12 protein-coding genes are annotated in these 12,837 nt (G+C 34.4%); 5 read left to right on the top strand and 7 right to left on the bottom strand.

What is annotated here, in order from left to right:
* The first annotated feature begins 1 nt into the window (after position 1).
* The 4 genes from H599_RS0100440 (at position 2) to H599_RS0100425 (ending at position 3,912) form a co-directional block, all read left to right on the top strand.
* Positions 2 to 1,747, top strand: a complete 1,746-nt coding sequence (locus tag H599_RS0100440; RefSeq protein WP_026712312.1) for a RagB/SusD family nutrient uptake outer membrane protein — start codon at positions 2 to 4, stop codon at positions 1,745 to 1,747.
* A gap of 82 nt (positions 1,748 to 1,829) precedes the next feature.
* A complete protein-coding gene (locus H599_RS0100435; protein WP_026712311.1) occupies positions 1,830 to 2,726 on the top strand; it encodes a carbohydrate kinase family protein in 897 nt (298 codons plus the stop codon).
* Between the two features lie 56 nt (positions 2,727 to 2,782).
* Entirely contained in the window at positions 2,783 to 2,992 is a 210-nt protein-coding gene (locus H599_RS0100430) for a hypothetical protein (protein ID WP_026712310.1), read from the top strand.
* 101 nt (positions 2,993 to 3,093) lie between these two features.
* Positions 3,094 to 3,912 carry a zinc-dependent peptidase gene (locus H599_RS0100425; RefSeq protein ID WP_026712309.1) on the top strand — a complete coding sequence of 273 codons (819 nt, stop codon included), beginning with the start codon at positions 3,094 to 3,096 and terminating at the stop codon, positions 3,910 to 3,912.
* Positions 3,913 to 3,971: 59 nt separating this feature from the next.
* Here H599_RS0100425 and rpe read toward each other — a convergent pair whose 3' ends face one another.
* Positions 3,972 to 4,634 carry a ribulose-phosphate 3-epimerase gene (gene rpe, locus H599_RS0100420; RefSeq protein ID WP_026712308.1) on the bottom strand — a complete coding sequence of 221 codons (663 nt, stop codon included), beginning with the start codon at positions 4,632 to 4,634 and terminating at the stop codon, positions 3,972 to 3,974.
* Positions 4,635 to 4,782: 148 nt separating this feature from the next.
* The gene (locus tag H599_RS0100415; RefSeq protein ID WP_007804760.1) at positions 4,783 to 5,646 is read right to left on the bottom strand and encodes a sigma-70 family RNA polymerase sigma factor; all 864 of its coding nucleotides are present in this window, start codon (positions 5,644 to 5,646) and stop codon (positions 4,783 to 4,785) included.
* Positions 5,647 to 5,879: 233 nt separating this feature from the next.
* On the opposite strand from H599_RS0100415, the gene H599_RS0100410 reads away from it, so the two are divergent.
* Positions 5,880 to 6,365, top strand: coding sequence for a hypothetical protein (locus H599_RS0100410; protein ID WP_026712307.1), 486 nt, complete (start codon positions 5,880 to 5,882; stop codon positions 6,363 to 6,365).
* Between the two features lie 108 nt (positions 6,366 to 6,473).
* Here H599_RS0100410 and H599_RS0100405 read toward each other — a convergent pair whose 3' ends face one another.
* From H599_RS0100405 to H599_RS0100385, 5 genes are all read right to left on the bottom strand, one after another.
* Positions 6,474 to 8,618, bottom strand: a complete 2,145-nt coding sequence (locus tag H599_RS0100405) for a polyribonucleotide nucleotidyltransferase (protein WP_026712306.1) — start codon at positions 8,616 to 8,618, stop codon at positions 6,474 to 6,476.
* A 240-nt stretch (positions 8,619 to 8,858) separates the two neighbouring features.
* Positions 8,859 to 9,128 carry a 30S ribosomal protein S15 gene (rpsO, locus tag H599_RS0100400; RefSeq protein WP_026712305.1) on the bottom strand — a complete coding sequence of 90 codons (270 nt, stop codon included), beginning with the start codon at positions 9,126 to 9,128 and terminating at the stop codon, positions 8,859 to 8,861.
* A 110-nt stretch (positions 9,129 to 9,238) separates the two neighbouring features.
* On the bottom strand, positions 9,239 to 10,183 hold the full coding sequence (locus tag H599_RS0100395) for an energy transducer TonB (RefSeq protein ID WP_026712304.1): 945 nt from the start codon (positions 10,181 to 10,183) through the stop codon (positions 9,239 to 9,241).
* An 18-nt stretch (positions 10,184 to 10,201) separates the two neighbouring features.
* A complete protein-coding gene (locus H599_RS0100390; protein ID WP_026712303.1) occupies positions 10,202 to 11,161 on the bottom strand; it encodes a toxin-antitoxin system YwqK family antitoxin in 960 nt (319 codons plus the stop codon).
* 198 nt (positions 11,162 to 11,359) lie between these two features.
* On the bottom strand, positions 11,360 to 12,610 hold the full coding sequence (locus H599_RS0100385; RefSeq protein WP_026712302.1) for an OmpA family protein: 1,251 nt from the start codon (positions 12,608 to 12,610) through the stop codon (positions 11,360 to 11,362).
* Positions 12,611 to 12,837 lie beyond the last annotated feature (227 nt).

Genomic DNA, 12,837 nt, shown 5'->3' with positions numbered 1-12,837 from the left:
CATGAAAAAATATAATAAAATAGTTATCAGCTTCTTGTCAATTTTATTTTTGGCATCATGTAGCTCAGATTTTTTAGATTATGAACCTAAAGGCGTATTGTCTTCGGAGAATGTAGCAACAGCTGAAAATGCAGATGCTCTTGTAAATGCGGCTTATGCCGCAATAGGAAATGACGAAATGGTAGGTCCAATAACCAACCAGTGGGTCTATGGAAGTGTGCGTTCTGATGATGCTTACAAAGGTGGTGGTGGACGCTCAGATGTGGATGTAATTGATACTTATGAGCAGTACAATACAACTATTCCTGATTATGGAGACTGGATGCTTCCAAGAACCTGGACGAATCACTATAAGGCTATTTCCAGAGCTAATTTTGCCTTGTCAGTAATTAATTCTTTGTCAGAGACGGAGTATCCGCTTCAAAAACAAAGACAGGCAGAGCTTCGTTTTTTAAGAGCGCATTCTCATTTTATGTTGAAATTGTTGTTTAATAAAGTTCCGTTTATTACTGAAGATCTTACTAAAGAGGAAATTTTAGAAACATCAAATGATTTGACTTCTGATCAATTGTGGGATAAAATTGCTGAAGATTTTATTTTTGCTCATGATAATTTGCCACCTTCACAAGATGAAGTAGGTAGAGCAGATAAAAATGCTGCTTCTGCATATTTGGCTAAATTAAGATTGTATCAGGCTTATGAACAAAATCCTACTACTCATGCTGTAATAAACATTAACGCAACAAGATTACAGGAAGTGATTGATTATGCTGATGAAGTAATTGGAGACTTAGAGATTGATTTTGGTTTCAATTTCTTGGATGGTCATGATAACGGTCAGGAATCTATCTGGGCAGTTCAGTTTTCTATCAATGATGGAACTAATACCGGAAGGGTTAGTTTTGTTACCGGATTGAATTCGCCACATGGTTCACCGCTTTACGGATGTTGCGGTTTTCATTTAGCTAGTCAAAACATGGTGAATGCCTTTAAAACGGATGCTGATGGTTTACCATTATTGGATACTTTTAATGATTCGGATATCTATAATACTGTAGATGCAAATGGAAAATCAACTTTGACTACCGGTGTAACACTTGATCCAAGAATTGATCATACGGTAGGAGTCCCTGGCAGACCATTCAAATATAAAAATACCTTGAAAACAGCTGGAGATATGGTTTACAATTTTAGTTGGGCGAGAGATCCGGGAGTTTATGGTTATTTTGGAAATATGAAAGAGCAACAATCCCCTGACTGTTCTTGTTATGTGAAAAACGGGCCATTTATAGGGACTTCAAAAAATGTTGATTTTATTAGATATGCCGATGTATTGTTGTTTAAAGCAGAAGCATTAATTCAATTGAACAGAATAGAAGAAGCACGACTAATTATCAACCGAATAAGAGAAAGAGCAGCGGCCAGTACAGCAATGCCATTAGCAGCAGGTGCTTCAAATGTTTATAATGTTGGTACGTATGATTCTTTTTCTTCAAAAGATTATGCTATGAAAGCATTGATGTTTGAAAGAAGATTGGAGTTTGGTATGGAAGGCCCTCGATTCTTTGATTTGGTACGATGGGGAATCGCAGAACCGGTTTTAAATGCTTATCTTGCAGTTGAGAAAACTAAAAAAGGGTTCTTGTCAAGTGCTCATTTTACAGCAGGTAGAGATGAATATTATCCGATACCGCAAAGAGAGATAGATTTTACAGGAGGATTGTATACGCAAAATCCTGGATATTAATTGTTAATAAAAATGTGTTTGGTTATTTAATGTGATTGAGGGCAGGTTTTATACCTGTCCTTAATTTTTAAATATTGTGATTATGAATAAAAAAGATGCTTTAAAAGCTGTTTGTTTTGGGGAAGTACTTTGGGATTTATTTCCAACACATAAAAAAATAGGTGGAGCACCTTTAAATGTTGCTCTCAGGATGAATGCTTTGGGAGTTAAAACAGCTATGATTAGTTGTGTGGGGAAAGATGAAAATGGGGAAGATATCCTGTCTTTTTTAAATCAGCATAATGTTAGTACTGATTTTGTTCAAATAACCGAAAAATATAAAACGGGAGTTGTTAATGTTATGGTTAATGAAAAAGGAAATGCTTCTTATGATATTTCATATCCTTCCGCCTGGGATAAAATTGAACAGACAAAGTCAATGGATACTGTTGTGTCAAAAGCAGATGCATTTGTTTTTGGAAGTTTGGTGTGCAGGGATGAAGTGTCGAGATTAACCTTAAATCATCTTTTAGCAAAAGCAAAATATAAAGTTCTGGATGCAAATCTCAGGGCGCCCTACTATACAACGGAGACACTTACCGATTTGATGATGAAGGCTGATTTTATTAAACTTAATGACGAGGAATTATTCGAAATTAGCAAAGAGCTGGAATCTCCTTTTAATTCTTTTGAGCAGAATATCAAATTTATAGCTGAGAAAACCAATACCTCACAAATATGTGTGACCAAAGGTGCTTTTGGGGCGGTTTTATTCAGCAATGGAAAGTTTTATTATAACAGCGGGTATTTTATAAAAGTGGTGGATACAGTAGGAGCAGGTGATTCTTTTCTTGCAACTTTGATTACGAGATTGCTTAAAGGAAAATCACCCCAAAAAGCTTTAAATTATGCCTGTGCCGTTGGAGCATTAGTTGCCGGAAACGAAGGAGCTAATCCGGAATTGGATAAGGAAACAATAAAAGAATTTATGAAAGTTTAGTATTTCTAAGTATGTAGAAACTATTACTTAGTTGTATATAAAATAAAAACATAAACATGAAAAATCTATTTTTATTAATTGCCACAATTGCAATTAACCTAAGTTTAACTGCTCAAAATTACGAAGTTAAATCTCCGGACAATAAATTGATCATTACTATTACATTAAATGAAACTATTTCTTTTGTTGTAAATTATAATGATAAAATGGTTGCAGAGGCTAAAGATATTTCGCTTGAAATAAGCAATCTGGACATGCTAATTTAGCAGTTACTAAAAAAGTAACAAAAAAGAAGTTATTTCTTTTCTATTGCTTTTTTGCTTTTTAAAGAATATATTTAGCAATCCAAATCTCTTAAACTTAATTTATGGCTACTGTTTTTCAAGTACTCACTACGTTGTTGATGGTAGTTCTGTTTGTTGTTTTTGTTTTTAAAATTATAATAGAACCTGTTTATGTTCTTTTTTATAATAAGCCGGTTTATATTCACTACTATTTTCCGGTTCGAAAATTAGATGTAGTTCAAAGTGATTTCTTGGAACGCCATTTTTCTTTTTATAAAAAATTATCTCTGCAAAAAAAGAAGTACTTTAATCATCGCGTGGCTGCTTTTGTGGCTAAATATCAATTTATTGGTCAGGCTGGTTTTATAGTAACTGAGGAGGTAAAATTGCTTCTTGCGGCAACTTATGTGATGCTTACTTTTGGAATGCGCCATTATCGGATCAATAATTTTAATAAAATTATCATTTATGCCGAAAGCTATTATTCGGTTATAACCAAACAATACCACAAAGGCGAATTTAATCCGGCTTTAAAAGCCTTGGTGTTTTCCTGGAAAGATTTTGAAGAAGGTTTGCGTTGCGAAAATGATAACTTAAATTTAGGATTACATGAGTTTTCACATGCCTTGTATTTTCATGGATTAAAAGGGCGGGATCAGAGTAGTGTGGTTTTTGCGGATTCTTATGATAAGATTATTGCTTATCTCAAGCGTCCTGATGTTTTAAACGGGCTTATTGCGTCAAATTATTTTCGAATTTACGCTTATACCAATCAGGCTGAATTTGTAGCTGTGGTTTTGGAACATTTCTTTGAAACGCCTTTGAAATTCAAGCAGGAGTATCCTGAGCTTTTTACGATTGTTGCTGAAATGATCAATATCAAAGAAGAGTATTTTGCTTAAAAAAAAACACTCCAAAAGAATATTACTTTTGGAGTGAATTATATTTTTAAAATTTTACTTTATAGAGTAGTGATTTTTTTCAAATCAGCCACGGTAGCAATTGGGTCAGCGGAACCAAAAACATAGCTTCCGGCTACCAAAACATCGGCCCCGGCTTCTGCTAATTGTTTAGCGTTTTTGTTGGTTACACCACCGTCAATTTCGATAATGGTTGAAGCGCCTTTTCTGTCGATTAAAGCCTTTAGTTTTCTAACTTTATCATAAGTGTTTTCAATGAACGATTGTCCTCCGAAACCTGGATTTACACTCATAATTAAAACCATATCAATGTCGTTGATTACATCTTCTAATAAATCAACGCTGGTGTGTGGATTTAAAGAAACTCCGGCTTTCATGCCTTCGGCTTTGATTGCCTGAATAGTTCGGTGTAAATGCGGGCAGGCTTCTAAATGTACCGTAAGGATATCAGCTCCCAATTTTTTAAAAGTAGAAATATATCTGTCAGGATCAACAATCATCAAATGTACGTCGATGGTTTTAGTAGCATGTCTTTTAATAGCTTCTAAAACCGGCATTCCAAAAGAAATATTAGGAACAAAAACGCCATCCATGATGTCGATATGAAACCAATCGGCCTCGCTGGTATTAATCATTTCTATATCACGTTGCAGATTGGCAAAATCAGCGGCTAATACAGAAGGAGCAATAAGTGTGTTTTTCATTGTGGTTGTGTTGAAATTTTTGCAAAGGTACAAAATCAAATGTTTTTTATACAAGTCGCTTTATGCTTTGTTTTTGAGAAGATTGGATAATAAAAAACTCCGGTGTTGTGCCGGAGTTTTCTACTAGAAATAATTAATTATGGGAAAATTATCCTAAGTATGTTTTTAAAATTTTACTTCTTGAAGTGTGTTTCAATCTACGGATGGCTTTTTCTTTAATTTGACGAACTCGCTCACGAGTTAAGTCGAAAGTTTCTCCGATTTCTTCTAAAGTCATTGGGTGCTGATCGCCTAATCCAAAGTACAAACGAACTACATCAGCCTCACGAGGAGTTAAAGTTTCTAATGAACGCTCGATTTCAGTGCGTAATGATTCGTGGATTAATTCTCTGTCAGGATTTGGAGACTCACCGGAACGCAATACGTCATAAAGATTAGAATCTTCTCCTTCTACAAGTGGCGCATCCATGGATAAGTGACGACCGGAGTTTTTCATGGACTCTTTTACATCATTTACCGTCATGTCTAATTCTTTTGCTATTTCTTCTGCAGATGGCGGACGTTCATTAGATTGCTCTAATAGGGCATACATCTTGTTGATTTTGTTGATAGAACCGATTTTATTTAATGGCAAACGAACAATACGGGATTGCTCGGCTAATGCCTGTAAAATAGACTGACGAATCCACCAAACAGCATACGAAATGAATTTGAAACCACGGGTTTCATCAAAACGTTGTGCGGCTTTAATCAGTCCTAAATTTCCTTCGTTGATCAAATCGGGAAGGGTTAATCCCTGATTTTGATATTGTTTAGCTACCGAAACAACGAAACGCAAGTTGGCTTTTGTTAGTTTTTCAAGTGCTCTTTGGTCACCGGCTTTGATGCGTTGTGCTAATTCTACCTCTTCGTCAGCGGTAATAAGGTCAACTTTACCAATTTCTTGTAAATATTTGTCTAAGGAAGCGGTTTCACGATTGGTAACCTGCTTGGTAATTTTAAGTTGTCTCATGATTTTGTTGTCCCAATTTTAAGTGTACAAATGATTATACGTTTAGAAGTTGAAAAAAGTTACAAAAAATTGAAAATAATTTATATTATTTCAATACGAGTATTTTGTAAGGTTTTATTTTATTGATTTGTAATGGATTAGTTGTTTTTTTATTGAGTTAATTATTTGTAAATACTAATTTTTGTATTTTAAAGTTTACTAAATTTAAGTGTTAATCTTAAAACTGAAATGTTATGAAAAAAGTATTTTTATTTTGTTTGATGTTGGTTTTTTCAACTCAATTTTATGCTCAGGAAGCTACTGCTGGTGGTGTTATGAAAGAAAAAATGGCTGCTGAAAAGAAAAAAGCCGATAAGGAGGCTAAGGACAAGGCAGCTATGGCTGCGGATAAGAAAAAGAAAATGGCTGATGAGGCTATGATGAAAACCGATGAAGCTAAGGCAAAAAAAGAGGCTGCGATGGTTAGAAAAGATGAAATAACGGCTAAGGCTAAAAAGGAAATGAAGGCTAAGAAAGAAGCGGGAACTAACATGTCGGCCAATAAAGCTCAGGTGGCTAAGGATAATGCCATGGAGAAAGAAGCTCGTGTGAAAGAAAAAGCCTCGGTAGCAAAAGATAAAGTAACAGGGTCTTATAACGGACATAAAGTATATACCGGTCCTAAAGGAGGTAAGTATTACATCAATAAAAATGGGAATAAAATTTATTTGGATAAATAGTTGTCAGTTTTTTGTAATTCAATCTTTCAGTATCTAAACAAAAATCCCGTCTTGTTCTGAAACGAGACAGGATTTTTTATAATAAACCTTTAGTAAACTAAGATTGGATTACTCTTGTTTAGCCTCACGCGGAGGGCGGGCGATAAGTGCTTTTTTAGATACTTTCTCTTTTTTAGTTTTAGGGTCAACTCCTAAGTATTTTACTTGGAAAACATCTCCCATTTTTACTACATCGGCTACGTTTTCTGTGCGTTCCCAGGCTAATTCAGATACGTGTAATAAAACTTCGTTTCCAGGAGCAGCAGTATATTCTACTACAGCACCAAAATCCAGCATTTTAATTACTTTTACTTGATAAGCTTCTCCAACTTGTGGTTTGAAAGTGATAGCGTCAATTTTAGCTAATACTGCTTTGATTCCGTCAGGATCAGTTCCTAAAATTTCAACAACCCCTTGTTCGTCCACCTCGTTGATAACGATAGTAGTTCCGGTAGCTTTTTGTAAATCCTGAATTACTTTTCCACCAGGACCGATTAAAGCACCAATGAAGTTTCCAGGAATAGTTCTGGTGATGATTTTAGGAGCGTGAGCTTTAACGTCTTCTCTAGGAGTAGCAATTGTTTCGGTTAATTTTCCTAAAATATGCATACGTCCGTCACGAGCCTGAGATAAGGCTTGTTCCATGATGTCATAACGTAATCCTTCGATTTTGATGTCCATTTGACAAGCAGTGATTCCGTCAGCAGTTCCTGTTACTTTAAAGTCCATGTCTCCTAAGTGGTCTTCGTCACCTAAAATATCTGAAAGTACAGCAAATTTTTCTCCGTCAGTAATTAATCCCATGGCAATTCCGGAAACGGGTTTTGTCATTTTAACTCCTGCATCCATTAATGCCATTGTTCCGGCACAAACAGTAGCCATAGAAGAAGAACCATTTGATTCTAATACTTCAGAAACCACACGAATTGTATAAGGACAATCAGCAGGAATCATGTTTTTCAAAGCACGTTGTGCTAAGTTTCCGTGACCAACCTCTCTTCTTGAAGTTCCTCTTAGAGGTTTGGCTTCTCCGGTAGAGAAAGGAGGGAAGTTATAGTGTAAGTAGAATTTTTCTTCACCTTGTTCTGATGGAGAATCGATTTGGTTAGCTTCTCTTGAAGTTCCCAAAGTTACAGTAGCCAAAGCCTGAGTTTCTCCGCGTGTAAAAATAGATGAACCGTGAACAGACGGTAAGTAATCTATTTCGCTCCAAATAGGTCTGATTTCAGTTGTTTTTCTTCCATCCAAACGAATTCCTTGTTCTAAGATTACATTACGAACGGCTTCTTTATTGGTTTTGTAGAAATATTTTCCAACTAATCCGGCTAAGTCAGCATTTTCAGCATATTCTTCTTCTGTAAATAAAGCTTTTGCTTCTTCTTTTACAGCAGCAAATTTTTCACCTCTTTCGCTTTTTCCAGATGCTTCTGCAGCAATGGCATAACATTTGTCGTAAGCAGCAGCTTTAACTTTTGCGTAAACCGCTTCGTCTTCCACTTCGCCTTCGTATGTTCTGTATTCAGGATTTCCAACAGCCGCTCTTAAGCGTTGTTGTGCCTGAATTTGAACTTTAATAGCTTCGTGAGCAAATTTGATTGCTTCGATCATTTCAGCTTCTGAGATTTCTTTCATCTCACCTTCCACCATCGCAACTGAATCCATAGAAGCTCCAATCATCATGTCGATGTCTGATTGTTCTAATTCTTCTCTGCTTGGGTTGATAACTAATTTTCCGTCGATACGTGCTACACGAACTTCAGAAATTAGATTGTAAAAAGGAATGTCAGATACTGCTAAAGCTGCTGATGCAGCTAAACCAGCTAATGCATCCGGCATCACATCGTCATCATGAGACATTAACTGAATCATAACCTGAGTTTCAGCGTGGTAATCATCCGGGAAAAGCGGACGTAATACACGGTCAACTAAACGCATGGTTAATACTTCGCTGTCACTTGGACGAGCTTCTCTCTTGAAGAAACCTCCAGGGAAACGACCTGCAGCGGCAAATTTTTCACGGTAATCTACCGTTAATGGTAAAAAGTCTACGCCTGGGTTTGAAGTTCTTGCAGATACTGCTGTTGCTAAAAGCATACAGTTTCCTAAACGAACGACTACCGAACCGTCAGCTTGTTTGGCTAATTTACCAGTTTCGATTGAGATGCTTCTTCCATCTCCTAAATCGATAATTTCTTGTTTTACTTGTGGAATCATAAATTTCCTTTTGTTTTGGTTATACTACGGACTTTGTTGTGTTGTTGTAGTTGTTGTGTGTCCAATGAAAAACCAAACTTTTTTTTATTGTATTTAAACCTTAAGAATAAGGTTTTTATAATTTAACCATTAAGGAGTTTAGTTTCATTAAGTTTCGCTCTTAACTTTTCTTAATTTCTTAATGGTTCAAATAATTTTAAATTAAAAAAGAGGTACTTGCGCACCTCTTTTTTGTATTGATTATTTTCTGATACCCAATACTTTGATGATTTCACGATATCTGTTGATATCTTTCTTTTTCAAATAGTCAAGTAAAGATCTTCTTTTACCTACTAATTTCACTAGTGAACGCTCAGTGTTGTAATCGTGACGATTTCTTTTTAAGTGCTCAGTCAAGTGGTTGATTCTGAAAGAGAACAAAGCGATTTGTCCTTCTGCAGAACCAGTGTTTTCTGCTTTTCCTCCGTGTTGAGCGAAAATTTCCGCTTTTCCTTCTTTAGTTAAATACATGCTAATATTTTTTTAAATGATTTTTATGTATGCCTTACAGTTATTGTAAGACGGCAGCAAAAGTAATACTTTATTTTGAATTGGCAATGCAATTCAAATGTTTTGATTCTTTATTTGCTACCTCTTAATGTAATAGGGATAGAGTATAAAACTTTAACGTATTGTCCTCTTTGTTTTGCGGGAATCCATTTTTCATAATTGGTAATAACCCTTATTGCTTCATTATCTAAAGTCTCGTTCAAGGATTTTATAGTTTTTGGTTCTGTTATTTTGCCTTCTTTATCAACTATAAACCTTATGAATATTTTTCCGTTTAGTGATTTGTATTCATTTGGAATTTTAAAGTTTCTGCCAATGTATTGATAAAAGTCTTGCATTCCTTTTATTGGTTCTGGTTTGCTTTCCGGTACATCATAATGGTATTCATTGTTGTCTTTGTCTGTGCTTGTTCCTGAAATTAGTTTTCCTTTTTTGTACTCTTCGGTGTATTTGCAGTTTTTGTTGTATTTTCCTTTCCATACGCCATCTTTAAGACCGTTTTTTATATTACCTGTATCAGAATGTTTTTCGGATGTCTCTTCGTAAAACCCATTTCCGTCAATTACAGTGTGTTGTCCATCTTTGTTCCAAAACTGCGATATTTTAATTGTGGAAGTTTTGTTTTCAGAATCCCAAGTTATTTCTTTTTCTGTTTTTTTTTCGCCGTTTTCATACCATTGGGCTTGTTTTCCATTTAAGCGGTTATCAATATAGTTGGATTCTTGTTTTTTGTTTCCGTTTTCGTAAAAATCAATGCGGAGTCCTTCTAATTTTAGGATGTCTTTGTCCTTAGTAAAAGCTTTCATGTTTAGTTTTCCTAATTTAGTATATTCGGAAACAGAGTATAAATCCTTATCGTTTTTATAATCTTCGACTATTCTGATGTAGGCATAATTTTTGTCAGTAGTAGTAATGTGCAGTGAATCAAGAAAAATTATCTTGTCATTTTTTGATGTTTGAGCAGATATAATTATTGATAAGAATAATAAATATATTAGTATATAATTTGTTTTCATATTGATAAATTTTTATGGTTAATTAGCAGGGCTTTGAATGCTGATGGGTAATATAAAAGAAACTTTAGAAATAATCCCTCTGTGTGTTCCCGGAATCCAATTTGGAGATTTTTTCAATACTCTTATCGCTTCCTCTCCTGTGCCTAATCCAAGATCTTTTACGATTTTGATATCTGTTAGTTTTCCATCAATATCAACATTAAACACAGCATATAGTTTTGGTTTTTCTCCCGGTTTGGTTTGTAGCCCGTATGGGACTCTGTAATTTTTTCCTATGAATTGGTAAAAAGCCATCATGCCTTCTTTGTATTCTGGTTTTTTAAAAAGTACCTTGTATGGATGTTCAACATTATTAGCGTCAATACTTACTCCGGAAATTAATGCTCCGTTTTCATAGTTTTCTGTGAAAGAGGTTTTTGTTTTGCTGTTCTTTCCGTTCCAAATTCCTTGTTTTCGGCTGTTTTTGATTTCTCCTTTTTCGATTGTTCCGCCAATTGTTTCTTCATAGAATCCGTTACCGTCAACTACTTTTTGTTCGTTATTTTCGTTCCAATATTGTATAATTTGAGTGTAAGATTCTAAGGTTTTAGGGTCAGTGTGAATTATTTTTTCAATTTTTTTATTTTGATTTTCATACCACTCCGTTTGTTTTCCGTTGATTAGATTTTTACTGTATTGCGTTTCACGTTGTTTGTTCCCGTTTTCGTAATAATCAATTCTTGGACCCTCAAATCGGGGTTCATCTTTGTTAGTTGAAATGGCTTTCATTTTTATTTTTCCTGATTTTTTGTAGTATTCTGTGAAAATAAAAATATTAGGCTGGTTGTTGTAATTCTCTACGATACGGATGTATTTATACTCTTTTTTATTGGTTGGATATCCTAAAGAATCCAAATTATATCGAGTTGGTTCTATGATTTGTGCCGATATAGTAATTGAAGTTAAAAGTAATACGTTGGTTAATAGGTTGATTTTCATATTTGGTTATTTTTTTTCAAATATAACGAAATAGATGACAGTTTTATATTACGTTAGTGGATTTTGTTGAATTTTTCTCAAAACTTATGATGTGGCTGATTTAGAGAAAAAATTAAAGATGTTTCTCAAATGAAATAAAAAAGGCTGCCAAAATCTGGCAGCCTTTTTATTGTACTAAATTGTAATTAAAAAAACTAACTAGTTTTTTACTTTAAATGTAACTCTGCGTACAATTTGACGAGCTGTAGCTGAATTTTTGTTTACAGAAGCATCTTCTCCATTACCAACAACTGATAGTCTTGAAGCATTAATTCCAGAGTTAGTTATAATAGTTTTAACTGTTTCAGCACGTTTTGTTGATAATTTTTGGTTGTAATCTGAATTTCCAATTTCGTCAGCATAACCAATAACCTGAGCAGAAGCAGAAGGGTTGTTTTTTAAATATTTCACTAAGAAATCAATACCAGCTAATGAAGAGTTTGTTGGTTTAGATGAATTGAAATCAAAATAAACATTTACATATCCATCATTGATTAATTGTTCAACAGTAGTACCTGAAGTTGTAGTGTTATTTTGTCCGAATTTGTCAGATAAGTAGCTTTCTAATTCGTCTGGAACACCATTTTTATTGTTGTCAATAGATTGTCCTTTAGTGTTTACAGCTACACCGGAAACAGTGTTAGGCTCTAAATCATACATATCAGCAACACCGTCTTTGTCTGAATCAATTAAACCTGTTTCTAATTGAGTTAAACGGTTGTCTAAGTTGTCGTATTTGTCAGCTTCAGCAACCCAGTCAGCATGTTTTTCGTTTTTACCTAAGTAGAAAGTAAGTCCAACAGAGCCGTTTAGAATTCCACCGTCAAAAAATCCTGTGTTTGCAGCAGACATTCCGTCAAAATTATGGTTTTGTTTACCATTAGTAATTCCAGAGATATCTCCGGTTAAAACAATTGAATTGCTTAATTTAATTTGTCCTGTCAATCCAATAATTCCATTTGCCATGTAGTCGTCTCCATTGAAGCCATCAGATGTCATCATAGAAACACCCACACCTCCATGAGCTAATAAACCGATAGTGTTTGTCCAAGTTTCAAAATTTAAAACACGTCCAAGGTTTACCACCCCTTGTAAATCAGTTCTCCAGTAATTGGTGTCGAATTTAGAAGAGTCATCATCTTCTTGAAATTTGTTGTATCCAAAATCTAATTTTAAACCGAATTTAGGGTTGAACATGTAACGTACTCCTAAATCTGCATTCCAAAAGCTTGGTGTGCTTGTGAAGTAACCAGGAGTTAATGTTCTAAAAGGTTTGTTTACACCTGCTCCTAATTCAATAGACCATTTGTCATATGAATTTATGTCGGTTGATGAATTTACAGCAGCATCTTGTGCGTTTGCTGCAAAAGATAACATGATGATTGACAATGTCGCGATTGTTTTTTTCATGATTTTAATATTTAGTTAATTTTTGTAAGATTTGAGTCTAATTTAAAAACAAAGTTAAAAGGTAAAAGTTTAAAAAAGTTTCATTTGAGTTTATATAATTCCCATGTATTAACTTAAGAAAATATAATTTTAAGATTACAAATTTCGGTAGTTTATTTAAGAAAATTGCTATGGTAGTTTTTTTTAAGAAAATATTAACATTTGTTTTTCTTTCTTTTACTTTGTAT

This window comes from Flavobacterium daejeonense DSM 17708, assembly GCF_000425425.1.
Taxonomy (GTDB): Bacteria; Bacteroidota; Bacteroidia; order Flavobacteriales; family Flavobacteriaceae; genus Flavobacterium; species Flavobacterium daejeonense.
The sequence above is the reverse complement of the archived record's forward strand: the minus strand, read 5'-3'. Positions and strand labels throughout refer to the sequence as shown.

Bases quoted from the DNA above. Each gene is read 5' to 3' on its own strand.
- rpsO (WP_026712305.1), bottom strand. From the start codon at position 9,128: ATGTATTTAACTAAAGAAGGAAAAGCGGAAATTTTCGCTCAACACGGA.
- H599_RS0100395 (WP_026712304.1), bottom strand. From the start codon at position 10,183: ATGAAAACAAATTATATACTAATATATTTATTATTCTTATCAATAATT.
- H599_RS0100440 (WP_026712312.1), top strand. From the start codon at position 2: ATGAAAAAATATAATAAAATAGTTATCAGCTTCTTGTCAATTTTATTT.
- H599_RS0100405 (WP_026712306.1), bottom strand. From the start codon at position 8,618: ATGATTCCACAAGTAAAACAAGAAATTATCGATTTAGGAGATGGAAGA.
- H599_RS0100410 (WP_026712307.1), top strand. From the start codon at position 5,880: ATGAAAAAAGTATTTTTATTTTGTTTGATGTTGGTTTTTTCAACTCAA.
- H599_RS0100385 (WP_026712302.1), bottom strand. From the start codon at position 12,610: ATGAAAAAAACAATCGCGACATTGTCAATCATCATGTTATCTTTTGCA.
- H599_RS0100390 (WP_026712303.1), bottom strand. From the start codon at position 11,161: ATGAAAATCAACCTATTAACCAACGTATTACTTTTAACTTCAATTACT.
- H599_RS0100430 (WP_026712310.1), top strand. From the start codon at position 2,783: ATGAAAAATCTATTTTTATTAATTGCCACAATTGCAATTAACCTAAGT.
- rpe (WP_026712308.1), bottom strand. From the start codon at position 4,634: ATGAAAAACACACTTATTGCTCCTTCTGTATTAGCCGCTGATTTTGCC.
- H599_RS0100415 (WP_007804760.1), bottom strand. From the start codon at position 5,646: ATGAGACAACTTAAAATTACCAAGCAGGTTACCAATCGTGAAACCGCT.
- H599_RS0100425 (WP_026712309.1), top strand. From the start codon at position 3,094: ATGGCTACTGTTTTTCAAGTACTCACTACGTTGTTGATGGTAGTTCTG.
- H599_RS0100435 (WP_026712311.1), top strand. From the start codon at position 1,830: ATGAATAAAAAAGATGCTTTAAAAGCTGTTTGTTTTGGGGAAGTACTT.